Source organism: Microbacterium sp. SL62 (assembly GCF_026672635.1).
Lineage (GTDB): Bacteria > Actinomycetota > Actinomycetes > Actinomycetales > Microbacteriaceae > Microbacterium > Microbacterium testaceum_A.
Genome location: NZ_JAPPRM010000001.1, coordinates 1,743,426 through 1,770,022 on the forward strand (window position 1 = coordinate 1,743,426; position 26,597 = coordinate 1,770,022).

At 70.1% G+C, this 26,597-nt stretch carries 24 protein-coding genes; 22 read left to right on the forward strand and 2 right to left on the reverse strand.

Translation table 11 applies throughout. The features are described from left to right. Nucleotides 1-51 precede the first annotated feature (51 nt). Nucleotides 52-1,032 (reverse strand): LysM peptidoglycan-binding domain-containing protein, encoded by a 981-nt coding sequence (locus OVA26_RS08245; protein WP_268103765.1) that lies wholly within the window; start codon nucleotides 1,030-1,032, stop codon nucleotides 52-54. A gap of 148 nt (nucleotides 1,033-1,180) precedes the next feature. Between OVA26_RS08245 and OVA26_RS08250 the strand changes: the two genes are divergently transcribed. Then, complete coding sequence (locus OVA26_RS08250) at nucleotides 1,181-1,525, forward strand: Rv2175c family DNA-binding protein (RefSeq protein WP_326493361.1); 345 nt, start codon at nucleotides 1,181-1,183, stop codon at nucleotides 1,523-1,525. Between the two features lie 12 nt (nucleotides 1,526-1,537). On the opposite strand, the gene OVA26_RS08255 is transcribed toward OVA26_RS08250, so the two are convergent. Further along, complete coding sequence (locus OVA26_RS08255; RefSeq protein WP_268103766.1) at nucleotides 1,538-2,629, reverse strand: polyprenyl synthetase family protein; 1,092 nt, start codon at nucleotides 2,627-2,629, stop codon at nucleotides 1,538-1,540. A gap of 64 nt (nucleotides 2,630-2,693) precedes the next feature. On the opposite strand from OVA26_RS08255, the gene OVA26_RS08260 reads away from it, so the two are divergent. The 21 genes from OVA26_RS08260 to OVA26_RS08360 all read left to right on the forward strand — a co-directional run bounded on the left by OVA26_RS08260 (nucleotide 2,694) and on the right by OVA26_RS08360 (nucleotide 26,545). Then, nucleotides 2,694-3,074, forward strand: a complete 381-nt coding sequence (locus OVA26_RS08260) for a DUF3040 domain-containing protein (protein ID WP_268103767.1) — start codon at nucleotides 2,694-2,696, stop codon at nucleotides 3,072-3,074. Nucleotides 3,075-3,414: 340 nt separating this feature from the next. After that, a complete protein-coding gene (gene mraZ / locus OVA26_RS08265) occupies nucleotides 3,415-3,846 on the forward strand; it encodes a division/cell wall cluster transcriptional repressor MraZ (RefSeq protein ID WP_056227713.1) in 432 nt (143 codons plus the stop codon). Nucleotides 3,847-3,946: 100 nt separating this feature from the next. Beyond that, complete coding sequence (gene rsmH, locus OVA26_RS08270; RefSeq protein WP_268103768.1) at nucleotides 3,947-4,900, forward strand: 16S rRNA (cytosine(1402)-N(4))-methyltransferase RsmH; 954 nt, start codon at nucleotides 3,947-3,949, stop codon at nucleotides 4,898-4,900. Continuing rightward, nucleotides 4,897-5,520: a hypothetical protein gene (locus tag OVA26_RS08275; RefSeq protein ID WP_268103769.1), complete on the forward strand. Its 624-nt coding sequence runs from the start codon at nucleotides 4,897-4,899 to the stop codon at nucleotides 5,518-5,520. The genes rsmH and OVA26_RS08275 overlap by 4 nt, the downstream gene beginning before the upstream one ends. A gap of 5 nt (nucleotides 5,521-5,525) precedes the next feature. Then, entirely contained in the window at nucleotides 5,526-7,319 is a 1,794-nt protein-coding gene (locus OVA26_RS08280) for a peptidoglycan D,D-transpeptidase FtsI family protein (protein ID WP_268103770.1), read from the forward strand. Nucleotides 7,320-7,381: 62 nt separating this feature from the next. After that, nucleotides 7,382-8,794: a UDP-N-acetylmuramoyl-tripeptide--D-alanyl-D-alanine ligase gene (locus OVA26_RS08285; protein WP_268103771.1), complete on the forward strand. Its 1,413-nt coding sequence runs from the start codon at nucleotides 7,382-7,384 to the stop codon at nucleotides 8,792-8,794. Continuing rightward, nucleotides 8,791-9,897, forward strand: coding sequence for a phospho-N-acetylmuramoyl-pentapeptide-transferase (gene mraY, locus OVA26_RS08290; protein WP_056227729.1), 1,107 nt, complete (start codon nucleotides 8,791-8,793; stop codon nucleotides 9,895-9,897). Before OVA26_RS08285 ends, mraY begins: the two co-directional genes overlap by 4 nt. Further along, nucleotides 9,894-11,411: a UDP-N-acetylmuramoyl-L-alanine--D-glutamate ligase gene (gene murD, locus OVA26_RS08295; protein WP_268103772.1), complete on the forward strand. Its 1,518-nt coding sequence runs from the start codon at nucleotides 9,894-9,896 to the stop codon at nucleotides 11,409-11,411. Before mraY ends, murD begins: the two co-directional genes overlap by 4 nt. Before the next feature lie 10 nt (nucleotides 11,412-11,421). Next, nucleotides 11,422-12,675: a putative lipid II flippase FtsW gene (ftsW, locus tag OVA26_RS08300; protein ID WP_056227735.1), complete on the forward strand. Its 1,254-nt coding sequence runs from the start codon at nucleotides 11,422-11,424 to the stop codon at nucleotides 12,673-12,675. Between the two features lie 46 nt (nucleotides 12,676-12,721). Next, nucleotides 12,722-13,795: a UDP-N-acetylglucosamine--N-acetylmuramyl-(pentapeptide) pyrophosphoryl-undecaprenol N-acetylglucosamine transferase gene (locus OVA26_RS08305; protein ID WP_268103773.1), complete on the forward strand. Its 1,074-nt coding sequence runs from the start codon at nucleotides 12,722-12,724 to the stop codon at nucleotides 13,793-13,795. Between the two features lie 221 nt (nucleotides 13,796-14,016). Then, a complete protein-coding gene (gene murC / locus OVA26_RS08310; protein WP_268103774.1) occupies nucleotides 14,017-15,423 on the forward strand; it encodes a UDP-N-acetylmuramate--L-alanine ligase in 1,407 nt (468 codons plus the stop codon). A gap of 107 nt (nucleotides 15,424-15,530) precedes the next feature. Continuing rightward, entirely contained in the window at nucleotides 15,531-16,358 is an 828-nt protein-coding gene (locus OVA26_RS08315; protein ID WP_268103775.1) for an FtsQ-type POTRA domain-containing protein, read from the forward strand. Between the two features lie 151 nt (nucleotides 16,359-16,509). Beyond that, nucleotides 16,510-17,697, forward strand: a complete 1,188-nt coding sequence (gene ftsZ, locus OVA26_RS08320) for a cell division protein FtsZ (protein ID WP_268103776.1) — start codon at nucleotides 16,510-16,512, stop codon at nucleotides 17,695-17,697. Nucleotides 17,698-17,762: 65 nt separating this feature from the next. Further along, a complete protein-coding gene (locus tag OVA26_RS08325; protein ID WP_268103777.1) occupies nucleotides 17,763-18,449 on the forward strand; it encodes a YggS family pyridoxal phosphate-dependent enzyme in 687 nt (228 codons plus the stop codon). A 31-nt stretch (nucleotides 18,450-18,480) separates the two neighbouring features. Continuing rightward, nucleotides 18,481-18,951: a cell division protein SepF gene (locus tag OVA26_RS08330; RefSeq protein WP_115920529.1), complete on the forward strand. Its 471-nt coding sequence runs from the start codon at nucleotides 18,481-18,483 to the stop codon at nucleotides 18,949-18,951. A gap of 2 nt (nucleotides 18,952-18,953) precedes the next feature. Beyond that, nucleotides 18,954-19,256, forward strand: coding sequence for a YggT family protein (locus tag OVA26_RS08335; RefSeq protein WP_056227755.1), 303 nt, complete (start codon nucleotides 18,954-18,956; stop codon nucleotides 19,254-19,256). 133 nt (nucleotides 19,257-19,389) lie between these two features. Continuing rightward, nucleotides 19,390-20,010, forward strand: a complete 621-nt coding sequence (locus OVA26_RS08340; RefSeq protein ID WP_056227760.1) for a DivIVA domain-containing protein — start codon at nucleotides 19,390-19,392, stop codon at nucleotides 20,008-20,010. A 9-nt stretch (nucleotides 20,011-20,019) separates the two neighbouring features. Then, nucleotides 20,020-20,604 carry a signal peptidase II gene (gene lspA, locus OVA26_RS08345; RefSeq protein ID WP_268103778.1) on the forward strand — a complete coding sequence of 195 codons (585 nt, stop codon included), beginning with the start codon at nucleotides 20,020-20,022 and terminating at the stop codon, nucleotides 20,602-20,604. Between the two features lies 1 nt (nucleotide 20,605). Continuing rightward, entirely contained in the window at nucleotides 20,606-21,529 is a 924-nt protein-coding gene (locus OVA26_RS08350) for an RluA family pseudouridine synthase (protein WP_268104906.1), read from the forward strand. 178 nt (nucleotides 21,530-21,707) lie between these two features. Continuing rightward, on the forward strand, nucleotides 21,708-25,172 hold the full coding sequence (gene dnaE / locus OVA26_RS08355) for a DNA polymerase III subunit alpha (protein WP_442786070.1): 3,465 nt from the start codon (nucleotides 21,708-21,710) through the stop codon (nucleotides 25,170-25,172). 95 nt (nucleotides 25,173-25,267) lie between these two features. Next, nucleotides 25,268-26,545 carry a hypothetical protein gene (locus OVA26_RS08360; protein ID WP_268103780.1) on the forward strand — a complete coding sequence of 426 codons (1,278 nt, stop codon included), beginning with the start codon at nucleotides 25,268-25,270 and terminating at the stop codon, nucleotides 26,543-26,545. Nucleotides 26,546-26,597 lie beyond the last annotated feature (52 nt).

Below are 26,597 nucleotides of genomic sequence, written 5' to 3' on the forward strand. Positions count from 1 at the left end.
TCGAGTCTACGGAGCGCCCCCTGTGAGCCCGGGGAGCGGCTCACCCTCACCTCACCCCAGAACGGCGAGCCACGTGGTGGCCGGCTGCTCCCACTGGGCGTATCGGTCGGGGTAGGCCGAGATCTGCACGGCCTGGGCGGCATCGGCGTAGGGGAGCTGGTCCCAGCCGGGGATGTCGAGAAGTCCGCGGGTGGCGGTGCCGTTGGGGTCGGCCGCGCCGCCGTAGAACACGCGCGTCGAGCGTTCGCGGTCGAGGATCTGCTCCGGAGTGCCCCACCCGGTACTGGGCCGCTGCTGGAAGAGGCCCAGCGAATCGCGGTCACCCCCGTCGAGGTTGCGCAGCCACGACTCCTGCATCGCGGTGCCGAGGGCGATCAGGATGCCGCGATCCGAGACGCCCAGTTCGCGTCCGACGCGGATGATCATGCGCGCGTTGTCGGACTGCTCGGCGTCGAGGCCCGGGGCGGTCGCCGGGGCGACGGCGGCGGGGGCGGGGGAGTCCGCCGGGATGCGCAGGACGTCGCCGGGGTAGATGATCGAGGCGCGCGTGAGCCCGTTCGCGCTCAGCACGGCGTCGAGCGAGACGCCGTTGGCGCGGGCGATCGCCGAGACGGTGTCGCCGGGACGCACCTCGTGCGTGCGGGGCGCGGCCTCGGGGGCCGCGGGAGCCGGGGGAGCGGGCGCGGCCGCGGACGTGAGGGCGAGGACTTGTCCGGGGCGGATGACGGCATCGGATGCCAAGCCGTTGGCCGCGAGGACCGCGGCGGTGTCGAGACCGTGCGCGCGGGCGATGCCCCACACCGTGTCTCCCGCCTTGACCGTGTACGTGGTGGGCACGGTGACGGCGGCGAGCACCGGCATTCCGAGACTGCGGGGAGCGGGCGGGAGAGAGGTGAGCGCGGGTTCCGGGGGTGCGGCGTGCGCGGCGTGCTCGGCGGTGAGGGTCAGGGCGATCGTGCCCGCCACGGCGGCGGGCCAGATGACTGCGGTGCGACGGCGCGAGGGCAGGGGGGACAGCGTGAGTCGTCTCATGGTGGGGGGATTCCGTTCTTCCGACTGCCCGACACGGTGGCATGCCTCGGGGCGGATGTCAACGAAAGTGACCCCTGTGACAGGTGTGACTCGAGTGAAGACGACGATCGGGGACGGGCCGAGGCGACGGCAGTGAGAGGATGAAGGGGTGAGTGAGACTTCCCGTTACGAGACCGCGTGGCTGACCATTCCCGACCTGGTCGAGATGCTCGACGAGTCGCTCGGGCGCGTGCGCCGCCTCTTCGACGAGCACTACCTCGTCGGCTCGCGCCGCGACGGCGTGTTCAAGGTGCCGGCGGTCTTCCTCGTCGACGGGCGCCCGCTGCCGTCGCTGCGCGGCACGATCATCGTCCTGCACGACGCGGGGTTCGACCCCGACGAGACCATCGACTGGCTGCTCACGCCCGAGGAGACCATCGGTCTCGCGCCCATCGAGGCGCTCCTCGCCGGGCGCAAGAGCGAGGTCCGACGGGTCGCCGCGACCCTCGCCTGAGGCCGCCCGGCCTCAGGCCGTGCGCTCCGTGGCAGCGCGTGCGAGAGTGCGCAGATCGGTGAGCGCTCCGGTGTCGACGTGCGCGTCGGCGAGGGCCGCATCGGCGCGCTCGGCGTACTCGGCGATCAGGGTCTCGGTGCGCTCGAGGGCGCGGGTGTCGACGATCGTCTGCTGCAGGGCCGCGATCTGTTCCGCGTCGAGAGCGGGGTCGCCCAGGAGGGCATCGAAGCGGTCGCGCTCCGCGGACTCGAGCATCTCGCGGGCGTAGGCCACCAGGACGGTGCGCTTGCCCTCGCGCAGGTCGTCGCCGACGGGTTTTCCCGTGACGGCGCTGTCGCCGAAGACGCCCAGCACGTCGTCGCGCAGTTGGAAGGCCATGCCGACGTCGTGACCGAACCGCCCGAGGGCGTCGAGCTGCTCGTCGTCGGCACCGGCCAGCGCCGCACCGATCTGCAGGGGCTGCTGGATGCTGTAGCGCGCCGACTTGTACGAGGCGATCCGCAGCGCCCGCTCGGCGTGGGTGTCATCCGAGTAGACGGTGTACGCGGACTCCTCCGCGACGTCGAGGAACTGACCGATCGTCACGTCGCGGCGCATGCGGGAGTAGGCCCGGCGCGTGGCGGCGGCGGAGGGGTGGCCCTCGAGGCCTTCTTCGAGGAGGTCGTCGCTCCACGCCACCAGGAGGTCGCCGAGCAGGATCGCGCCCGAGCGACCGAACGCGTCGGAGTCACCCGCCCACTCGGCATCCTGATGGGCCTTCTGCAGAGCGCGGTGCGCGGCGGGCTGGCCCCGGCGCGTGTCGCTGTTGTCGACGAGGTCGTCGTGGACGAGGGCCGCCGCGTGGAAGATCTCGAGCGAGGTGGCCACGGCCAGGGCGGCCTCGTCGAACGCCGCGGCGGGCGGCGCGTCGAGGGCGTCCACGGCCCGCCACCCCGCGAGGCAGAAGCGCGCCCGCAGGCGCTTGCCACCGCGGAGGGCGGAGGCCCCCGCGCGGGTGAGGGACTCGGCCTCGGGGCCGAGCGCGGAGGCGTACGATAGCTGTTCGGAGAGGAACTTGTCGAGTCGCTGGGAAACAGCTTCGATCGGTTCCGGGGAGGTCGGCACGGGCCTAGCCTAGTGATCCACGCCGCGCGTAGAATCGTCCGCAACGAACAACAGAGGGGGATGCATGCCACTGTCAGAGCAGGAGCAGCGTCTACTGGATGAGATGGAGCGCCATCTCATGAGCAACGACACGGATGTGGTGTCCGCCCCCAGTCGTGCCCTCAGCTACCGCAACATCGTCCTCGGCTCGATCCTGGTGCTCGCCGGTCTCGGCGCCCTCGTCGCGGGCGTGTCGATCGGCTTCAACACCGGTTTCGTCGGCATCGCGGTCGGCGTGCTCGGCTTCCTCCTCATGGTCGGCGGCGTGATCTTCGCCGTCACCCCGACGCGGGGTGCCGCTCCGACCGCGCCCGCCGCCGCCAAGCCGCGACCGGCTCGCGCCTCCGGCTCCTCGTTCATGGACCGCATGAACGAGCGCTGGGACCGCCGCCACGACGGTTCCTAAGCTTCGCCCTCGTACCACCTCAGCACCGGCTCTTCGGAGCCGGTGCTTTTTCGTGCGCCCGGCGCCCTTGTCGACGGGTGAGTGACGAAGTGGAGGGGGTGAGGAGTCGGCATCCGGGCTCGAATCCCTCCCTTTTGCTCCACCGGGGCGTCCGCGGGGAGTGCGAGGTGCCGTCGCGCCGCGGAAAGACGCGGAAAGTGCGGTGCTGCGCCGGGGTGGTCGACCACTGTACACGGCCGCGGTTCTCCGCAGAAGAGTCCTGCTTTAGATAGCGAAGTGGAGGGTGGTGGAGTAAAGTGGGGGAAACTTCGCAGGCCGGACGAAGGGGGTGGACGCCCGAATGCTGCTCGGAACGCACACACCCAAGCTCGACGACAAGGGTCGGGTCATCCTGCCGGCGAAGTTCCGTGACGATCTCGGCGCCGGAGTGGTGATCACGCGCGGGCAGGACCGCTGCCTCTACGTGTTCAGCACCGAGGAGTTCGAACGCGTTCACGAGCGGATCCGCGAGGCCCCGCTCAGCAACAAGCAGGCCCGCGACTTCCTGCGCATGTTCCTCTCGGGGGCGAGCGCCGAGAAGCCCGACAGTCAGAACCGCATCACCGTCCCGCCCGCCCTGCGCACCTACGCCGGACTCGGGCGCGAACTCGTCGTCACCGGCGTCGGCGCGCACGCCGAGATCTGGGACGCCGAGGCCTGGAACTCCTACGCGGAGAGCAACGAAGAGACGTACGCCGAGATGGAGCAGGAGGTGATCCCGGGACTCTTCTGACCCTTCGGCTGTGATGCCCAGCCGCTCGCCCTGACGCACTTCCCCGGCGCCAGGTCGAAGCGGATGGGGATCAGAGTTCGAAGGTTCGGCCCGACACATCATGGATATCCGCGACATCCACACTCCGGTCCTGCTCGAGCGCTGCGTCGAGCTGCTCGGACCCGCCCTGCAGAAGCCGGGCTCCGTCTTCGTCGACGGCACGCTCGGCATGGGCGGGCACTCCGAGGCGTTCCTCGAGCGGTTCCCGCAGGCCCGGCTCATCGGCCTCGATCGCGACACCGACGCTCTGCGCATCGCGGGGGAGCGGCTGAAACGCTTCGGCGACCGCGTGACCCTCGTGCACACCGTCTACGACGGCATCGCCGAGGCCGTGGCATCCGCCGGTGTCGACAAGGTCGACGGCATCCTGTTCGACCTGGGTGTCTCGTCTCTCCAGCTCGACGAGGCCGCCCGCGGCTTCGCCTACGCGCAGGACGCCCCGCTCGACATGCGCATGGACCAGACCACCGGCGTCACCGCCGCCGAGGTGCTCGCCACCTACGGCGAGGGCGACCTGCGACGCATCTTCGAGCGCTACGGCGAGGAGAAGCTCGCGGGCCGCTACGCCCGCGCCATCATCGCCGCCCGCGCCCAGGCTCCGCTCGAGCGCTCGGGCCAGCTCGTCGACGTGCTGCAGGCCGCGACCCCGGCCGCGGTGCTGCGCGAGCGGCACCCCGCCAAGCGCGTCTTCCAGGCCCTGCGCATCGAGGTCAACGCCGAGCTGTCGGTGCTCGAGCGCACGATCCCCGCCGCCCTCGAGGTGCTGGGAGTCGGCGGCCGCATCGTCGTGCTGTCCTACCAGTCGCTGGAGGACCGACTGGTCAAGCGCGTGTTCGCCGACGCTTCGACCTCGACCGCACCCCGCGGCCTGCCCGTCGAACTGCCCGAGCACGCGCCGACGTTCACGCTGCTCGTCCGAGGGGCCGAGCTCGCGAGCGACGAAGAGCGCGAGATCAACCCCCGCGCCACCCCCGTGCGACTGCGCGCGGCCGAGAGAATCCGGGAGGACGCATGAGCGCGCCCCAGGCCATCGATGCAGCCTTCCTTCCCGACTTCCCCACGCCGGTCCGCGAGCGTCGACTCACCGTCGTCCCCGCGACCGCGCGTCGTCGGGCACCGCGACGCCTCTTCGGCGTCGTCGCCGTGCTCGGGGCGCTGACCATCGTCGTGGTCCAGATGAGCCTCGGCATCCTCACGACGCAGAGCTCGTTCGAGATCTCGTCGCTGACCCAGCAGCAGCGCGACCTGACCTACCAGAAGCAGATCCTCTCCGACGAGAGCGCGGGACTCAGCTCGCCCCAGTACCTCGCGGCGAACGCCGCAGCCCTGGGCATGGTGATCGACGAGTCGCCCACCTACCTCCGCCTCAGCGACGGTGCCGTCATCGGCTCCGACAAGCCCGCCGACGCGGCCTCGTCCGTCGATGCGAAGGGCCGCGGCTCGGTCGGCAACGCGCTGATCTCGGGCGTGCCGCTGGTCACCGACCCGGCGGCATCCACCACCGAGAACGGCGCGGCGACCCCCGCACCCGCGGCGCCCGGAGCGGCCGCACCGACCGAGGCCGCCGCCCCCACCACCCAATCGGCGACACCCCCGCCGATCAGCGACGGTCTGCCGACTCCCGCGACACGATGAGAGCCATGACGACGACAACCTCCCGGTCCCCGCGGCGTCGCACCGTCGTCGCCCTCGCGGTCGTTCTGATCGTGATCCTCGCCTTCGTCGTCCGACTGGTCGACATCCAGGTCGTCAACGCCCGCGATCACGTGGACGACTCGCTCTCGATGGGCCTGCAGAACTCCCGCGTCGAGTACGCCTCCCGCGGCTCCATCGTCGACGACAACGGCGTCCCCCTCGCCACGAGCGTCAACCGCTACGACGTGCAGATCGACCCGATGCTCGCGGCCAAGGGCGTGACCACACGCGACGACGACGGCAACGAGACCACGACCGCGTGGCCCGAGCTCGCCGCCCGGATCGCCGCCGTCACCGGCCAGAGCGCCGCGGACGTGCAGAAGATCGTCCAGGATGCCGTGGCCGACAACCCCGACTCGCGCTACGCCATGATCGCGAAGAGCGTCTCGACCGAGCAGTACCGGGCCCTCGTGGCCCTGGGGCTGCCGTTCCTCAGCTTCCCGCCGCAAGCCGGCCGGATGTATCCCGACGGCGCGGTGGCGGGAAACCTGCTCGGTTTCGTCGGCAGCGACGGGCAGGCCCTCGCGGGCCTCGAGTCGGCCGACAACGACTGCCTCGCCTCGACCAACGGCAAGGTCGTCTTCCAGCAGAGCCGCGACGGCGTGGTGCTCCCCGGCACCGAGGTCGTGACGCAGCCGGCGGTCGACGGCGGCACCCTCAAGCTCACGATCGACCGCGACCTGCAGTGGTACCTCCAGCAGCTCATCGCGGAGCAGGTGCAGAACACCGGTTCGCTCCGCGGCACGATCACGGTCGTCGAGGCGAAGACGGGCAAAATCCGCGCCCTCGCCGAGTACCCCACGGTCGACCCCAACGACCCGACCGCCACCTCGCCCGACGACCGCGGCAGCCGCGCGTTCTCGAGCCCCTTCGAGCCCGGGTCGACGTTCAAGGCGCTCACGACGGCGATCGGCCTCGACAGCGGCTCGTACACGCCGCAGACCACCGTGACCGCCTCGGGGCGAGAGGTCCTCGGCGGTGACGCACGGGTCTCGGACGCGTTCTCGCACGGCCCGAACGTGTACACGCCCACCGGCGTGCTCATCGACTCCTCGAACGTGGGCATCTCGAAGTTCGCCGAGATGATCCCCGCCCAGACGCGCTTCGACTACCTGCAGAAGTTCGGCATGGGCTCGGTCAGCTCGATCGGGTTCCCCGGCGAGTCCGGCGGCATCCTGCACCCGGTGCAGGACTGGGACAAGCAGACCTTCTACAACACCGCCTTCGGCCAGGGCCTGTCGGTTACCGTGCCGCAGCTCGTGGGCGCGTACCAGACCATCGCCAACGGGGGACTCAAGAAGCCGCTGTCGATCGTCGAGGGCTGCACCGCGGCCGACGGCACGGTCACCGACGTCCCGCCCACCGACGGCACACAGGTCGTCTCGCCCGACACGGCGAAGGAGGTCTCGCTCATGCTCGAGAACGTCGCCACGCAGGGTGAGCTGGCCTCGAAGATCGCGATCCCGGGTTACCGCATCGCGATCAAGACCGGTACCGGTGAGAAGGTCGACGAGAACACGGGCGCCTACAAGCCCGACGCGTACTTCACGACGATGATCGGTTTCGCCCCCGCCGACGACCCGCAGTACGTGGTCGCGGTCAACCTGGACGAGCCGCGGACGGTAAAATCGTCGGCGGCCACCGCCCCCGCGTTCCAGAAGGCCCTCACCCAGGTTCTCAAGTCCTACCGGGTGATCCCCTCCGGAACCACGACCCCCGAACTGCCCAAGTTCGGCTGAGAAAGAGCCCGTCTCGGTCTCGTCTCGGTAACGAATGCGACCGGAAAGGGCGTCCCACAGCAATGATCTCCCTCAGCCTCTCCCACCTCGCCGACGTGCTCGGCGGGCGCCTCGTCGTCCGCGGCGACGACACCCCCGACACCCGGGTCTCGGGCCTCGTCGACACCGACTCGCGCCTGATCGAACCCGGCGGGATCTTCGTCGCCAAGCCCGGTGAGACCACCGACGGTCATCTCTTTGTCAACACCGCCGTCGAGCGGGGAGCCGCCCTCGCGATCGTCGAACGCGAGCTCGACGACGCCGTGAGCCAGATCGTCGTTCCGGATGCCGTGGCCGCCCTCAGCGACCTGGCCCGCGACGTGGTGGCTCGGGTTCGCGAGGCCGGCGAGCTCAAGATCGTCGGCATCACCGGATCCAACGGCAAGACGACCACCAAGAACCTCCTCGCCCGCATCCTCGAGGACGAGGGCGAGACGGTGGCGCCGCGCGCCTCGTTCAACAACGAGGTGGGCGCCCCTCTCACGATGCTGCGCGTCACCGAGGGCACCCGCTTCCTGGTGAGCGAGTTCGGGGCGAGCGCCCCCGGGGCCATCGCCCACCTCGCCGGGCTCGTCACCCCCGACATCGGCGTCGTCCTCATGGTGGGCATGGCCCACGCCGGCGGCTTCGGCGGCATCGAGTCGACGTTCCACGCCAAGAGCGAGCTGGTGAAGGCGACCCGCGAGGGCGGCCTCGCGGTGCTCAACGCCGACGACCCCCGCGTCGCCGCGATGGAGCCGATCGCGCGCGAGCGCGGGCAGGACGTGCGGTGGTTCGGTCGGGGCGAGCGGGCCGAGGTCCGGGCCGTCGACGTCGAGGTGTCGGCATCCGGCACCCGCGCCGATCTGCTGGTCGACGGAGAACCCTTCACCCTCACCCTGCGGGTGCTCGGCGAGCACCACGTGATGAACGCCCTCGCGGCCCTGGCCGCCGCCACCGCCCTCGGCGTGCCCGCGGCCGACGCGATCGCGCGCCTCGAGACCGTCGAGATCGCCGAGCGCTGGCGCATGCAGCCCCTCGGCTCCGATCGCGTGCGCATCATCAACGACGCGTACAACGCCAGCCCCGACTCGATGGCCGCAGCTCTCCGCACCCTCGCGCAGATCACCGGCCCCGACGAGCGCACCGTCGCCGTGCTGGGTGCGATGAGCGAGCTGGGGGAGTACGCCGACGAGGAGCACGACCGGGTCGGTCTCCTGGCCGTGCGCCTGCGCATCCAGCGCATCGTCGTGATCGGCCCCGAGGCGCGCCGTATGTATCTCGAGGCGATCGCCCAGGGCTCGTGGGACGGCGAGGCGGTCTTCTTCGCCGACGCCGACGCAGCCTACGACTACCTTTCGACCGAACTGCGCGACGGTGATCGCGTGCTGGTGAAGTCGTCCAACTCGGCGGGGCTCCGGCACCTCGGCGACCGTCTGGGAGACTTGTTCGCGTGAGATCACTTCTGACATCGGCTGCGATCTCGCTCGCCTTCACCCTTTTCCTCACCCCGGTCTTCCTCCGCTGGTTCCGGAAGTGGGGCTGGGGGCAGGTCATCCGCACCCCCGAGAACGTGCACAACCCCTCGCACGGTGCGAAGCGCGGCACGCCCACCATGGGCGGAACGATCTTCATCCTCGGCACGATGGTCGGGTACTTCATCGGCTCGTATGCCGGGAACAACCCCCCGACCGTGTCGGGCCTCCTCGTCCTCTGGCTCATGCTCGGTTTCGGTGTCGTCGGCTTCATCGACGACTACATGAAGATCCGCCAGCAGCGCAGCCTGGGGCTGTCGGGATGGCGCAAGATCGCCGGTCAGGTGATCGTCGCGGTGCCGTTCGCCATCGTCGCCCTGAACTTCCCCAACACCGTCGGGCAGACCGCCGCCTCGGGGTACGTCTCGGTGTTCCGTGACATCCAGCTGCTGTCGTTCTTCGCGCTCGGCCCGATCCTCGGGTGGCTGCTGTACCTGGCGTGGATCTCGCTGATCGGAACGGCCACCTCGAACTCCGTCAACGTGGCCGACGGCCTCGACGGCCTCGCCGCGGGCTCGGGCATCTTCGTCGTCGGCGCCTACAGCCTGATGGCGTTCTGGCAGAACAAGCAGGTCTGCGCCGACGTCCTCGACCCGACCGTGCAAGCCGGCTGCTACGCCGTGCGCGACCCGTTCGACCTGGCGATCGTGGGAGCGTCGTTCGTCGGCGCCCTCGTCGGATTCCTCTGGTGGAACGCCCCCAAGGCGAAGGTCTTCATGGGCGACTGCGGGTCGATGGCGATCGGTGGGGTGATCGCCGCCCTCGCGATCTTCACCCGCACCGAGCTCCTCCTCATCCTCATCGCCGGCGTCTACGTGATCGCCTCGGGATCGGTCATCCTTCAGCGGGCCTACTTCAAGGTGACCCGCGGCAAGCGCCTGTTCCTCATGAGCCCCCTGCACCACCACCTCGAGATGCGCGGGTGGCCCGAGGTCACCATCGTCGTGCGCATGTGGATCATCGCCGGTCTCCTCGCCGTCTCGGGCATCGGATTCTTCTACGTCGAATGGCTGTCCCGCGTATGACCGACCTCTCCACCCTGACCAGCTGGCACGCCGACTGGAAGGGCCTGCGCGTCGTCGTCCTCGGCCTGTCGGTCACCGGCTTCTCGGTCGCCGACACCCTCGCCGAGCTCGGCGCCGAGGTGCTCGTGGTAACAGAGAGAGCGGATGCCGAGTACTCGCGCCTGCTCCCGGTTCTGGGCGTGCGCCTGCACGAGGGTCCGCTCGACACCGTGCCCGCCGAGATGGCGGACTTCGCGCCCGAGGTGGTCGTGGCATCCCCCGGCTTCCCCCCGCACCACCCCGTGATCGCGTGGACGCAGGAGCGTGGCATCGCGCTGTGGGGCGACGTCGAGCTCGCCTGGCGCGTGCGCGACAAGGTGGTGCGTCCGGACGGGCTCCCCGCCGACTGGGTGCTCATCACCGGCACGAACGGGAAGACGACCACCACGCGTCTGACCGCCGAGATGCTCATGACGGCGGGTCAGCGGGCCGTTCCCGTCGGCAACATCGGCACCCCCGTCCTCGACGCCGTGCGCGACCCGGGCGGGTTCGACGTGTTCGTCGTCGAGCTCTCGAGCCACCAGCTCTGGTACCTGAATCAGCAGTCCGGACCCGACGCCCTCTCGCCGCACGCGGCCGTCTGCCTCAACCTCGCCGACGACCACCTCGAGTGGCACGGCGGCGCGGACGCGTACCGCGCGGCGAAGGCCGGCGTCTACGCCCGCACGCGCGTGGCCTGCGTGTACAACAAGGCCGACGTCGCGACCCGCGAGATGGTCGAAGACGCCGAGGTCGTCGAGGGCGCGCGCGCCATCGGCTTCGATCTGGGGGTGCCCGGTCCGAGCGACCTTGGTGTGGTCGACGGCATCCTCGTCGATCGGGCCTTCCTCGAAGAGCGCGCCACCTCGGCCCTCGAACTGACGACGGTGGCGGACCTCGCCCAGCGCGGCCTCGCGGCTCCCCACATGGTCGCCAACATCCTCGCGGCCTCCGCCCTCGCGCGCTCGCTCGGGGCCACGCCCGCGCACATCCACGACACGCTCGAGCGCTTCCGGCTCGACCCGCACCGCATCCAGGTCGTCGGGGCGCACCTCGGGGTCACCTGGGTCGACGACTCGAAGGCGACGAACCCGCACGCGGCGGCCTCGTCGCTCGCGGCGTACCCCGGCGCGGTGTGGGTGGTCGGCGGTCTGCTCAAGGGCGTCGACCTGAGCGACCTCGTGCGCGCTCGGGGCGCGTCTGTGCGGGCCGCGATCGTGATCGGCACCGAGCGTGACGAGATCGTGGCGGCGTTCGGGCGACACGCCCCGGCGGTGCCGCTGTTCGAGGTCGACCACGCTGAGACTGAAGACGTCATGGCCCAGGTCGTCGAACTGGCGGCGGGTGTGGCCCGGGAGGGAGACACCGTTCTCCTCGCTCCCGCGGCGGCGTCCTTCGATCAGTTCTCGTCCTACTCCGACCGCGGCGACCGCTTCGCCGAGGCGGTGCGGGCGTGGATCGCGGGCCGAGACGGAGAAACTCGACCGCACGACTGAGGGGACTCGCGTGACCACGACGGCACCTCGTCCGCGGCAGAGCCCCGACGAGCCCGCGCGCGCCGGCCTCGCGGCCCGCGTCTCTCTCGGCAGGGCCTTCCGGCCCGTGCCCAGCGAGTTCCTGCTCATCACCTCGGCGGCGCTCCTTCTCACCGGGTTCGGCCTGGTCATGGTGCTGTCGGCCACCTCGGCGCTCGACGGAGCGCAGAGCCCCTTCGACCACGTCCTCAAGCAGGCCGTCTTCGCCGTCATCGGCATCCCGCTGATGTTCGTGCTCAGCCGTGCTCCGCTGCGCTTCTGGAAGCGCATGGCGTGGCCGGCGCTGATCCTGGCGACGCTGTTCCAGTTGCTGGTGTTCACTCCGCTGGGCATCTCGGCGAACGGTAACCGCAACTGGATCAGCATCGCGGGCATCCAGGCGCAGCCGGCCGAGTTCCTCAAGCTCGCTCTCGCGTTGTGGCTGGGCTACGTCCTCTATCGCAAGCAGACGCTGCTGGGCGATTGGCGACACGTGTTCATCCCGATCGTTCCGGTCTTCGCCCTCGTGGTCGCCACCGTCATGGGCGGAAAAGACCTGGGTACGACGATGATCCTCGTGCTCGTCCTGCTCGGGGCGCTGTTCTTCTCGGGGGTGAAGCTGCGCATCTTCGTGCTGCCGGCCCTCGCGGCCCTCGGCGCGATCGCGTTGTTCGCCATCACGAGCGCCGACCGCATGCGCCGCATCATGAGCTTCCTCGACCAGGACTGCATCGCCAACTACCTCGGCGACTGCTACCAGCCGCTGCACGGCATCTGGGGGCTCGCCGCGGGCGGGATCTTCGGTGTGGGCCTGGGCAACTCGGCCGAGAAGTACGACTGGCTTCCCGCCGCGGCGAACGACTACATCTTCGCGATCGTGGGGGAGGAGATGGGGCTGATCGGCTGCATCGTCGTCCTCGCCCTCTTCGGTCTGTTCGCGGTCGGCGCCTTCCACATCATCCGCCGCACCGACGACCCCTTCGTCCGGATCGTCGCGGGCGGCGTGACCATCTGGATCGTCGGTCAGGCCATGATCAACGTCGCGGTCGTCCTCCGCGTGTTCCCGGTTCTCGGTGTGCCGCTGCCGTTCATGTCGCAAGGCGGAACCTCGCTGCTGTCGGTGCTGATCGGGTGCGGTGTGCTGCTGTCGTGCGCGCGGACGCTTCCCGACCGTCGCGCGGCGGGCGAGACGCCTCCGCGGGCGGCGCGGCGGGCTGCGGCCTCCGCCCGTCGACCGCGCGGCTGACGCGCCCCGGGCGGGATCGCCCGCGCGACCTGGTTAGGGTCGTACGGTGACGACTTACCTCCTCGCCGGCGGCGGCACCGCCGGGCATGTGAACCCCCTGCTCGCGGTCGCCGACGGTTTGCGCACCCGCGACGCCTCAGCCGACGTGCTCGTGCTCGGGACGAGAGAGGGCCTCGAGTCGCGTCTCGTCCCGTTGCGCGGGTACGAACTGCTCACCGTCGCGAAGGTTCCCTTCCCACGCCGCCCCAACGGGGCCGCCGCGGCGTTCCCGGTGCGCTTCCTGCGCGCCGTCGCGCACGTGCGCCGACTCATCCGCTCGCGCGGGGTCGACGTCGTCGTCGGTTTCGGGGGGTACGCGGCGGCGCCCGCCTACGTCGCCGCCCGCCGCGAGCGCGTCCCCTTCGTGGTGCACGAGGCCAATGCCAAGCCGGGGCTCGCGAACGTGCTCGGGGCGCGGGGCGCCGCGGGCGTCGGCGTCGCCTTCGAGGGCACCCCGCTGCGCGGTGCGAGAGAGGTCGGGATGCCGCTTCGCCGCGAGATCGTCGAGCTCGACGCTCCCGCTCTGCGTGCGGAGGCCGCCGCGCACTTCGGGCTCGACGCGCAGAAGCCGACGCTGCTGGTGTTCGGGGGCTCGCTCGGTGCGCTGCGGTTGAACACCGCGTTCGGCGGGGCCTGGCGCGACGTCCTCGACGCCGGTTGGCAGCTGCTGCACGTGACGGGACAGAACTCCGACCTGCCCGATCCGGGCGTCGAGGGCTATGCCGTCGTCCGGTACGTGGACCGCATGGATCTCGCCTTCGCCCTCGCCGACTTCGTGGTGTCGCGCTCGGGTGCCGCGACCGTCAGCGAGATCAACGCCCTCGGCATCCCCGCCGTGTACGTGCCTTACGCGGTCGGCAACGGCGAGCAGAGCCTCAACGCCGCCGCGGCCGTCCGCGCGGGGGCCGCGCTGCTCATCGCCGACGCCGATCTCACGCCCGACCGGGTCCGCGCCGAGATCGTTCCGCTGCTCGCCGACGAGGGCCGGCGGACCGCGATGCGCGATGCGGCGGCGCGCACCGGCATCCGGACCGGGACCGAGAACGTGATCGCCCTCGTCGACCAGGCTCTCGCCCGCTGAGCCGGGCCCGGCCCCGCCGACGCGCGGCCCGGTCGTCGCGAGAACGGGGCGAAGCCACCAGAACAGGGCGTCCGACAGGATGTCCTCCTGTTCCCGTGACATGGCCTGTTCTGGTGACAGCCGGGCCGCCGCGGCGCGTCCGCCCGCCGAGGTCCCGTGGGCCCCGCGCTCAGCGCGCCGGGGCCGACGCGCAGGATCGGCGACGTAAACTCGCAGACGCCATGATCAGACCCGACCTGAGCCTCCCCATCCCCGAGACCATCACCTCCGCGCACTTCATCGGCGTGGGGGGATCGGGCATGTCCGGACTCGCCCGCATGTTCCTCGACCGCGGTATCCGGGTCTCCGGCTCCGACCGTTCCGACAGTGCCGCCCTGCGCGACCTCGCCGCCCGCGGCGCGACCGTGCACGTCGGGCACGACGCCGCCCACCTCGGCGACGCCGACACCGTCGTCCACACGGGCGCGATCTGGCCCGAGAACCCCGAGTTCGTCACCGCCAAAGAGCGCGGACTGCACGTGATCCACCGCTCGCAGGCGCTGCACTGGCTCATCGGCGGTCGTCGCCTCGTCTCGGTCGCGGGTGCCCACGGCAAGACCACTTCGACGGGCATGATCGTGACCGCCCTGCGCGCCCTCGAGGTCGACCCGACGTTCGTCAACGGCGGCGTCATCGCCGACCTCGGTGCGTCCAGCGGCACCGGCTCCGACGACCTCGTCGTGATCGAGGCCGACGAGTCCGACGGCACGTTCGAGCTCTACGACACCTCGGTCGCGCTCATCACCAACGTCGACCCCGACCACCTCGACCATTACGGCTCGCGCGACGCCTTCGACGCGGCCTTCGCCCGCTTCGCGAACGCCGCCCGCGAGGCCGTCGTGATCTCGGCCGACGACCCCGGCGCGCGTTCCGTGCGCGAGCGCATCACCCACGCGAACGTCGTCACGTTCGGCGAGGACAACGCGGCCGATCTCCGCCTCAGCGGCATCCGCACCGACGGACCCGTCGCCTTCACCCTCTCCGCCGACGGCGAGAGCGTCGACGTGCAACTGCGGGTGCCGGGCGCCCACAACGCGGTCAACGCCGCCGGCGCGGTCGCCGTGCTGCGCGTGCTCGGGCACTCGCTGTCCGATGCGGCACGCGCGGTCGAGGGCTTCGGCGGCACGGTCCGCCGTTTCGAGCTGCACGGCGTGCAGCAGGGCGTCAGCGTCTACGACGACTACGCGCACCACCCGACCGAGGTCGCCGCGGCGCTGTCCGCGGCGCGAACGGTCGTGGGTGAGGGCCGCATCATCGCGATCCAGCAGCCCCACACGTACTCGCGCACGCAGGAGATGTACCGCGAGTTCGCCGAGGTGCTCGAGTCGCACGCCGACCACACCGTCATGCTCGACGTGTACGGGGCCCGTGAAGACCCGGTGCCCGGGGTCACGGGAGAGCTCGTCAGCGGCGCGTTCGCCGATCCGTCCCACGTGCACTACGTCCCCGACTGGCAGGCGGCGGCCGATTACACGGCTCGGATCGCCCGACCGGGTGACTACGTCATCACCCTCGGGTGCGGCAACGTCTACCAGATCATCCCCCAGGTGCTCGAGGCGCTGTCCCGCACCGAGGCCGCGGCGGTCTGACCGTGGAGCGGCCGTCGCCCCTGCCGTCCTCGCCGGAGTCCGCTCGCCGCGCGAAGGCCGCTCGGGCTTCGACGCCCCGGCAGACGGCATCCGTCGACGAGAACTCCGTGGTCGACACCCGCGAGCGTCCGCTCGACGGCGGCTTCGCCGCGGAGGATCCGGATGCCGGGGGAGCGGGGCTGCGCGATGTGTGGCGGGCCTCGCGGGCCCGGCGGCGGGCGCTCTCCGCGGAGGTGCGCCGCTTCACGGTGCGCCAGCGGCGTCGTCGGAACATCTGGATCGGTGTGATCTCGGCTTTCCTCGTCATGGGCCTCGGTACGGCGGGCGTGGCGTACAGCCCGCTTTTCGCCGTCGAGAAGATCGACGTGGTCGGCACCTCGCAGCTCGACCCGGCGGCGGTGTCCGCCGCCCTGGGCGATCAAGTCGGCGTCCCGCTCGCGATGGTCGACGACAGCGCCGTGAAGGCGGCGCTCGTGCGCTTCCCGCTCGTGGAGTCGTACACCCTCGAGGCGCGCCCGCCCCATGACCTCGTGGTGCGCATCGTCGAGCGGACCCCCATCGGCGCCATGCAGTCCGCGGCGGGTTTCACGGTGGTGGACGCGGCGGGGGTGGCGCTGTCGACGACGCCCGATGCCCCGGCCGGTCAGCCCGTGCTCGACATCGTCGGCGGGACGGATTCGGCGGCCTTCCGCGCGGCCGGGCGCGTGGTGCGTTCCCTGCCGGATGCCGTGCGGGCGCAGGTCACGGCCGTGTCGGCCTCGACGCCCGACGATGTGACGCTGACGCTCGGTGCGTCGGGGTCGAAGGTCGTGTGGGGGAGCGCCGACCGCTCGGCCGAGAAGGCCGTGGTGCTCGATCGCCTGATGCAGAAGAGCCCGCCGGACAAGGCCAAGGAGTACGACGTGACGTCGCCCGAGGCGGGCGTCGTCCGCTGATCTTCGAGGCGATGTTCCAACACGCCGCGTGTCGGGCGGGCGGGGTCGGATCCGCCGCCTACCTTCGAGCTAAGGAATTGCATACCGGGCAATTCTTTAACCCTCAACATGAGGTTTAAAGTTTCGGGTTCGGGGACAAACGGAGGCCGGCATGAGCCACAACCAGAACTACCTCGCCGTGATCAAGGTCGTCGGTGTGGGCGGGGGCGGCGTCAACGCCGTCAACCGCATGATCGAGCTCGGCCTTCGCGGCGTGGAGTTCATCGCGATCAACACCGACGCGCAGGCGCTGCTGATGAGCGACGCCGACGTCAAGCTCGACGTCGGTCGTGAGCTCACCCGCGGCCTCGGCGCCGGCGCCGACCCCGAGGTCGGCCGACGCGCCGCCGAGGACCACGCCGAAGAGATCGAAGAGGCGCTCCGCGGCGCCGACATGGTCTTCGTCACCGCGGGTGAGGGCGGCGGAACCGGCACCGGCGGTGCCCCCGTCGTCGCCAAGATCGCCAAGTCGATCGGCGCCCTGACCATCGGTGTCGTCACCAAGCCGTTCTCGTTCGAGGGGCGTCGCCGCCAGAGCCAGGCCGAGGCGGGTGTGGGGCGACTGAAAGAAGAGGTCGACACCCTCATCGTCGTCCCGAACGACCGCCTGCTCGAGATCAGCGACCGCGGCATCTCGATGATCGAGGCGTTCGCCACGGCCGACCAGGTGCTGCTCGCCGGTGTCCAGGGCATCACCGACCTCATCACGACCCCCGGTCTCATCAACCTCGACTTCGCCGACGTCAAGTCGGTCATGCAGGGGGCCGGTTCCGCGCTCATGGGCATCGGCTCGTCCCGCGGCGCCGACCGTGCGATCAAGGCCGCCGAGCTCGCCGTCGAGTCCCCGCTCCTCGAGGCCTCGATCGAGGGCGCGCACGGCGTGCTGCTGTCGATCCAGGGCGGCTCGAACCTCGGCATCTTCGAGATCAACGACGCCGCTCAGCTGGTGAAAGAGGCCGCGCACCCCGAGGCCAACATCATCTTCGGAACGGTCATCGACGACACGCTCGGCGACGAGGTGCGGGTCACCGTCATCGCCGCCGGTTTCGACGGGGGAGAGCCCTCGTTGCGGATCGACGCGGTCGGCGCCCAGCGCCCGGTCTCGGCGCCCGTCGTGCCCGTCATCCCCGCCGACGACGTCGCCCGCGACCTCGACGCGGCCGAGGAGCAGAAGGCGGCGACCGAGCGCGCTCCCGAGCGTCGGCCCGAGCCGGCACCCGTCACGGCCCGCGTGCCCGAGACCTCGTACGACGGCGGCTACGCCGACGACGACCTCGACGTGCCCGACTTCCTGAAGTAAGAACCAACGGTACGACGAGCGGGTCCGGTGTCCACCGGGCCCGCTCTCGTCGTCGAAGGAGCAGCATGGACACCGCCCTTGCCGAGCGACTCGCCGCCGTCGACGAGCGCATCCGAGACGCCGCCCGCGCCGCGAACCGCGACCCCGGCGAGATCACCCGCGTCGTGGTCACGAAGTTCCACCCGGCATCCCTCGTCACCGAACTGCACGCGCTGGGAGTCCGGCACGTGGGAGAGAACCGGCAGCAGGAGCTCACGGCCAAACGCGCGGAGCTCGACGGCATCCCGGATCTGACCTGGCACTTCATCGGCCAGGCGCAAACCAACAAGGCGCGCGCGGTGCGAGCCGGAGCGGATGCCGTCCACTCGGTCGACCGCACCCGCATCGCGGACGCGCTGCACGCCGCCGGCGCCGAGGGCGATCTTCTCGACGTGCTCGTGCAGGTGAACCTCACCGACGACCCCGGTCGCGGGGGAGTCGTCCCCGACGCCGTCGAAGAACTGGCCGCCCACGTGGCGGGCCTGTCGACCCTGCGGCTGCGCGGGGTGATGGCCGTCGCCCCGCTCGACGAAGAACCCGCTCGTGCGTTCGAGCGACTGCACCGTTGTGCCGATGCGGTGCGCTCCGTCGTCCCCGACGCGCGGTGGATCTCGGCGGGCATGACCGGCGATTTCCCCGAGGCGATCGCAATGGGCGCGACACACCTGCGGATCGGCTCCGCAATCACGGGCCCGAGGCCCCCGCGCGACTAGCCTCGGACCAGACGAGCGAACGGAGGATGCGATGTCGAACCCCCTCAAGAAGACGATGGTGTACCTGGGCCTCGCCGACGAGGAAGAGACCTATGAGGAGACCGCGCCGCAGCCCATCGCGCGCAAGCAGCCCGCAGCTGCTGCTCCCCTCGAGAAGGCCGCGCCGGTGACCCCCCTGCACCGTCCCGCCGTGGTGCGCCAGCCCGCGGCCGGACCCGTGAGTGAGATCCTCACGGTGCACCCCAAGCAGTATCGCGACGCGCAGACGATCGCCGAGAACTTCCGCGAGGGAATCCCGGTCATCATCAACCTGTCGCAGATGAGCGACGCCGACGCGCGTCGCCTGATCGACTTCGCGAGCGGACTCTCGCTCGGGCTGTACGGACGCATCGAGCGGGTGACGAGCAAGGTGTTCCTGCTCTCGCCCGAGAACATCGCCGTCTCCGGCGACGGTGCGATCGCGCAGGCCGATCCCGAGGCTGCGCCCTTCGCGTCCCAGTAACAGTGGCCGTTCTGAGCCTCGTCGGCTCCATCCTCAGTGCGGTCCTGTTCATCTTCATCGTGCTGCTGCTCGCGCGCCTCGTGCTCGAGTACATCCCGATGTTCAACCGGGAGTGGCGCCCTCGCGGCGTCACCCTCGTGTTGGCAGAGATCGTCTACACGGTGACGGATCCGCCCATCAAGCTGATCCGTCGCTTCATCCCCCCCCTGCGCATCGGGGGGATCGCGATCGATTTCGGATTCGCGATCGTGATGTTCGTCTGCTTCATGCTGTTGAGCGTGACGCGGTCCCTCGCGGCCGTGTGACGCCCCGCCGCCGCTTCTTCGCCCGTGATCTTCGACACCGGTGGAGGGCGGCGGCTATGCTGTTCCGAAGCGGTACGCCCCGGTGCGACACCCCCACAGTTCCGACATCAGAGCTCTCGAAAGAGGAAACACCATGGCACTGACCCCCGATGACGTCGTCACCAAGCAGTTCCAGCACGTGCGCTTCAAGGAGGGCTTCGACCCCGACGAGGTCGACGACTTCCTCGACGAGATCGTCGTCGAGTGGCGCAAGACGATCGCCGAGAACGAAGAGCTGAAGACCAAGCTCGCGGCGTACGAGTCCGGCGAGGCCGCTCCGGCCGCCGCCGAAGCCCCCGCCGAGGCGCCCAAGGTCGAAGAGCCGGTCGTCGCTGAGACGCCCGCTCCGGCACCGGTCGCCTCCACCCCGTCGCACGACGCCGAGCCCGCCGCCCAGAGCGCCGGCATCATCGAGCTCGCGCAGCGTCTGCACGACGAGCACGTCGCAGAGGGTAAGGCCCAGCGCGACCAGCTCATCGGCGAGGCGCAGGCTCAGGCGGCATCCATCGTCGCCGAGGCCGAGCAGAAGGGCCGCGAAGAGCGCGCCCGTCTCGAGAAGGAGCGCACCACGCTCGAGGGTCGCATCACCGAGCTGCGCAACTTCGAGCGCGACTACCGCTCGCAGCTGCGTTCGTACATCGAGGGTCAGCTCCGCGACCTCGACACCACCGCGACGTCCTCGGGCTCGACGCCGGTGTCGGCGATCGGTCTGTAGGCCGACTCTTTGCGCAGTCGACCTCCTCTGCGTACGGCGGCGGCCGGCGTCACCATCGCGATTCTCGCGGTGCTGGTGCTGGCCGCCGACCAGTTTGCGAAGAACGCCGCGATCGCCGCTCTCCCCTCGGAGCGCGTGGTCCCGATCATCGGCGACTTCCTGCAGTTCTATCTCGTCCGTAACCCCGGTGCGGCGTTCTCGCTCGGCGAGGGCGTCACGTGGGTCTTCACAATCGCCCTCGCGGTCGTCGCGTGCGTGATCGTCTATCTCGGTGTGCGTCGCGTGCGTTCGCGTCTGTGGGCGATCGTTCTGGGGCTGCTCCTCGGCGGTGTGCTGGGCAACCTCACCGACCGCCTGATCCGCGAACCCGGCTTCCCCGTGGGGCACGTCGTGGACTTCATCTCGACACCCTGGATGATGCCCGCGATCTACAACGTCGCCGACATGTTCATCGTCACGATGATGATCTCGGTGGCGGTCCTCGTGCTGTTCGGGCTGAAGCTCGACGGTTCGCGCGAGACCAAGGCGTCCCGAGCCGCGGCGGAGTCCGCCGACGGCGCGGTCGATGCTCCGGCCGACCCGGGCGCCCGCTGACATGGAGTCGCGGAGCCTGCCCGTCCCCGACGGGCTCGACGGGACGCGCATCGACCAGGGTCTGGCCAAGATGCTCGGGTTCTCCCGCACGTTCGCGGCCGAGGTCGCCGACGCGGGCGGGGTGAGCGTCGACGGTCGGGTGGCCGGGCGCTCCGACCGTCTGCGCGCCGGCACCTGGCTGAACATCGAATGGGAGCCCAAGCGCGAGCCCGAGATCGTGCCGGTCGCGGTCCCCGACCTCGGGATCGTGCACGACGACGACGACATCGTCGTGGTCGACAAGCCCGCGGGCGTCGCCGCGCACCCCTCTGTGGGGTGGGACGGTCCGACCGTGCTCGGTGCCCTCGCCGCGGCCGGATTCCGCATCGCCACGAGCGGCCCCGCCGAGCGGCGCGGCGTCGTGCACCGCCTCGACGCGGGTACGAGCGGGCTCATGGTGGTCGCCAAGACCGAGCGCGCGTACACGCTGCTCAAGAGCGCCTTCAAAGAGCGCGAGGTCGACAAGATCTACCACGCTGTCGTGCAGGGGCACCCGGACCCGCTCGCAGGCACCATCGACGCGCCGATCGGGCGGCATCCGCACCACTCGTGGAAGTTCGCCGTGACCCCGGACGGCAAGGACTCGGTGACCCACTACGAGACGCTCGAGGCGTTCCCTCGCGCCTCCCTGCTCGAGATCCACCTCGAGACCGGCCGCACCCATCAGATCCGCGTGCACATGGCGGCGCACCGTCACCCCTGCGCCGGAGACCCGCTGTACGGCGCGGACCCGACCCTGTCCGCGCGCCTCGGGCTGACGCGGCAGTGGCTGCACGCGCATCGCCTGGCGTTCACGCACCCCGGCACGGGGGAGTGGGTCGAGTTCGAATCGCCCTACCCGGCGGATCTGGCGCACGCCCTCGAGATGCTCGGCGACGGGGCCTGAGCGCGCCCCTCCGCGACGATCGGCGGAGGGGATGCCACCACCCGGCGACGCGCCCGGGTCGGCGCGTCGAACTGGGCGCGGGCTGCGAACTTCCGCGGTCGATGTCGGAGGCCGAACGTAGACTCGACCCGTGGCAGCTGACTCCTTCGTTCACCTTCACGTGCACAGCGAGTATTCGATGCTCGATGGCGCGGCCCGCATCGGTCCGATGGTCCAAGAGGCCGTCAAACAAGGCATGCCGGCCATCGCCGTGACCGACCACGGAAACACGTTCGCGGCCTACGAGTTCTACAAGACGGCGAAAGACGCCGGCATCAAGCCGATCATCGGCATCGAGGCCTACGTCACCCCCGGAACCCACCGTTCCGACAAGACCCGTGTCCGCTGGGGTACTCCCGAGCAGCAGAGCGACGACGTCTCGGGTTCGGGCGCGTACACGCACATGACCCTGCTGTCCGAGACCACGCAGGGCATGCACAACCTCTTCCGCCTGTCGTCCAAGGCGAGCATGGAGGGCTACTACTTCAAGCCCCGCATGGACCGCGAACTGCTGCAGACCTACAGCACGGGCCTGATCGCGACGACCGGGTGTCCCTCCGGCGAGGTGCAGACGCGCCTGCGCCTCGGGCAGTACGAGGCCGCCCGGGCCGCCGCCGCCGAGTTCCAGGACATCTTCGGCAAAGACAACTACTTCGCCGAGATCATGGACCACGGTCTGTCGATCGAGCGGCGCGTCATGGGCGACCTGCTGAAGCTGTCGAAAGACCTCGGCATCCCGTTGCTCGGCACGAACGACCTCCACTACACGCACCAGCACGACGCGACGAGTCATGCCGCCCTGTTGTGCGTGCAGTCGGGCTCGACGCTCGACGACCCGAAGCGCTTCAAGTTCGACGGCGACGGCTACTACGTCAAGTCGCCAGCCGAGATGCGCCAGGTGTTCCGCGACCACCCCGAGGCGTGCGACAACACGCTGCTGATCGCCGAGCGCTGCGACGTGGAGTTCGACACCTCCGCCAACTACATGCCGCGGTTCCCCGTCCCCGAGGGCGAGACCGAGGGCAGCTGGATGATCAAAGAGGTCGAGAACGGCCTCAACGACCGGTACCCCGGGGGCATCCCCGACGCCGTGCGCAAGCAGGCCGAGTACGAGACCGACGTCATCCTGCAGATGGGATTCCCGGGCTACTTCCTCGTCGTCGCCGACTTCATCAACTGGGCCAAGGACAACGGGATCCGCGTGGGTCCCGGTCGTGGTTCGGGTGCCGGGTCGATGGTCGCGTACGCGATGAAGATCACCGACCTCGACCCCCTGCAGCACGGCCTGATCTTCGAGCGGTTCCTCAACCCCGACCGCGTTTCCATGCCCGACTTCGACGTCGACTTCGACGATCGTCGTCGCGGCGAGGTCATCCAGTACGTCACCGAGAAGTACGGCGACGAGCGCGTCGCGCAGATCGTGACCTACGGCACGATCAAGGCCAAGCAGGCCCTGAAGGACGCCGGTCGCGTGCTGGGCTTCCCCTTCAGCATGGGCGACCGCCTCACCAAGGCAATGCCCCCGGCCGTGATGGGCAAGGACATGCCGCTCGACGGCATGTTCAACCCCGAGCACCCGCGGTACAAAGAGGCGAGCGAGTTCCGCACCCTCATCGAGACCGACGCCGAGGCCAAGACGGTTTTCGACACCGCGTTGGGCCTTGAGAACCTCAAACGCCAGTGGGGCGTGCATGCGGCCGGCGTGATCATGTCGAGCGAGCCGCTGATCGACATCATCCCGATCATGCGCCGCGAGCAGGACGGCCAGATCGTCACGCAGTTCGACTACCCGGCGTGCGAGTCGCTCGGTCTGATCAAGATGGACTTCCTGGGGCTGCGCAACCTCACGATCATCAACGACGCCCTCGACAACATCGAGGCCAACCGCGGCCACCCCCTCGTGCTCGAAGACCTCGACCTCGACGACGCGGCGTCGTACGAGCTGCTCGCGCGCGGAGACACCCTCGGGGTGTTCCAGCTCGACGGCGGGCCCATGCGCTCGCTCCTGCGCCTCATGCGGCCCGACAACTTCGAGGACATCTCGGCGGTGCTCGCGCTCTACCGCCCGGGCCCGATGGGCGTGAACTCGCACATCAACTACGCGCTGCGCAAGAACAAGCAGCAAGAGATCGAGCCGATCCACCCCGAGCTCGAAGAGCCGCTCGCCGACATCCTAGACACCACCTACGGCCTGATCGTCTACCAGGAGCAGGTGATGGCGGTCGCCCAGCGCGTCGCCGGGTACACCCTCGGTCAGGCCGACCTCTTGCGCCGCGCGATGGGTAAGAAGAAGAAGAGCGAGCTCGACAAGCAGAAAGAGATCTTCTTCGGCGGTATGACCGAGCGCGGGTTCGGCGACGTCGCGCAGCAGACGCTCTGGAAGGTGCTCGAGTCGTTCGCCGACTACGCCTTCAACAAGGCGCACACCGCGGCCTACGGGCTCGTGTCGTACTGGACTGCCTACCTCAAGGCGCACTACCCGGCCGAGTACATGGCCGCCCTGCTCACGAGCGTCGGCGACTCGAAGGACAAGATGGCGGTCTATCTGAACGAGTGCCGCCGCATGGGCATCAAAGTGCTCCCGCCCGACGTCAACGAGTCGATCCGGTACTTCGCGGCCGTCGGCGAAGACATCCGGTTCGGTCTCGGTGCCGTCCGAAACGTGGGCACCAACGTCGTCGACGGGATCGTGGCGTCACGGCAAGAGGCCAAATACACGTCGTTCCACGACTTCCTCGCGAAGGTCCCCGCGCACGCGGCGAACAAGCGCACCGTCGAGTCGCTCATCAAGGCGGGGGCGTTCGATTCGCTCGGGTCCACGCGCCGGGCGCTCATCGAGGTGCACGAAGACGCCTGCGAGGGCGCCGTGATCGACAAGAAGCGCGAGGCGAACGGCGAGGTCGGCTTCGACTTCGACTCGCTGTGGGACGAGCCCCAACAGGTCGTCAAGGTGCCTGAACGGCCCGAGTGGACCAAGAAGGACAAGCTGGCGTTCGAGCGCGAGATGCTCGGCCTCTACGTGTCCGACCACCCGTTGGCCGGTCTCGAGGTGCCCCTCGCGAAGCACGCGTCCACCTCGATCCACGACCTGCTCGCCTCCGAAGACGTGCAGGACGGCGACCAGGTGACGGTCGCCGGTCTGCTGACGAGCGTGCAGCACCGCGTCGCGAAGCAGAGCGGAAACCCCTACGGCATGGTCACCGTCGAGGACTTCAACGGCGAGGTGACCGTGATGTTCATGGGCAAGACCTACGCGGAATTCGCGCCGATCCTGCAAGGCGATTCGATCCTCGTGGTCCGCGGACGCGTCTCGCGTCGCGACGACGGACTCAATTTGCACGCCCAGAGCGCCTTCGCCCCCGATCTCGAGGGCCTCGACGACGCGGGCGGACTCACCCTCGTCGTTCCCGAGCAGCGCGCGAACGAGGCGCTCGTCGGCGAGCTCGCGCAGATGCTGCAGCGTCACTCCGGATCGACCGAGGTCGTCCTCAAGTTGCACAAAGGCGGCACCGCCAAGGTGTTCGAGGTGCCGATGCCCGTTCGCGTGACCGCCGACCTGTTCGGCGAGCTCAAGGGCCTCCTCGGCCCGAACTGCCTCGGTTGACCCGCGCGCCCTCGCGGCGCGTTTCAACCCCAGCTCGTTCTGGACACCCCCTGGTTAGGATGACCGGGCGCTTGCCGCCCTCCGAAAGGACCACCGTGACCGATTCGACCCCCCACGACGGCTTCACGCCCACCGACCCCGATCGCCTTGACGGCTCCCGTGCCGACGAGAGCGCGTCCTCCGAAACCACCGGTGCCCGCCGACAGGGCACGGGTGACCGCGCCGCCGACGCGGACGACACCTTCGCCCACGACACCGGCGCCGTCGATGCCGGGTCCCGCGGCGCCTCTCTTCCGGCCGCGGCGCACGCCAACGCCCACACGGGCAGCCGTCCCGTCGTCGACGGCCGCGACGCCCGCCCGAACTACGGCGTCGGTCCGTTCTCGGTCCGCGAGGTCGCCCTGCTCGGCATCTGGGTCGTGGCGTTCCTCGTCTCGTTCTTCCGCACCAACATCCTCGAATCCGGTTCGAGCGTCCTGATCGGCGGGGCGAACGTCTGGCTCTCGGGCCTGTGGTGGATCCCCGCGATCGCCCTGCCGACCGTCGCCGTGGGACTGGTGGTACTCCGTCGCCTCTCCCCGCAGGGCATCCGCCGCGTCGGATCGCTCGGCATCGACCAGTTCGCCTCGGTCGCGTTCACGATCTCCGCCCTCGTGTGGGTCTCGTGGGTGTGGGACGCCGTCGCCGTGTACGCCTCGAACACCGTCTGGACGCGTTCCTGGGTCATCTGGGTCGAGGCCGTCCTGCTGCTGGCGGGTGTGGTCCTCACGGTCTTCGCGCCTTTCATCCCGCCGTTCTCCGCCGACTTCCGCGACCGTGAAGAAATCCCCGCTCATCGCAACGCGCGACCCATCCGCCCGGTCGTCGCGCGCCCGCGGACGCCCCGCACGCCCTCGACCCCGGGCTCCGCGCGTGCCGCCGCCTTGTCGAGCGTCCACGCCGACGCGGATGACCCCACTCCCGGCACCTACACCGGCTCGACCGACCTGGCGCACGACCCCGCGCCCGCGACGAGCGTGCTCCCCGCCCACTCCGACGCCAACGACACCGACGTCTTCGCGCCGCTGCGCGCCGATGACGATCGTGACGACGCGGACGGTCACGACGACCACTCGCGCTGGGCTGCCCCGGCCGGCGACGAGCCCACGGCGGAGCAGCGTGCCGCGCACGACGACCACCCGCACGCGCAGGCGTTTTGGGCGCTGGCTCCCGAGGAGCGCGAGATCGTCGACGACTACGGCACGCCGATCTTCCGGATCGGGCCCACGGCGTGGGCGCTCGTGATCGAGGATCGCGGCGAGACGTTCGTCGTCCGTCACGACGACGGCCGCATCGGTTACCTGCACGACGTCTCCGGCGTCACGCGCGGCTGAGCAGAGCCTGCGAGCCGCCCGCCCCGCGCGAGGCGGCTCGCAGGCGCCGGTA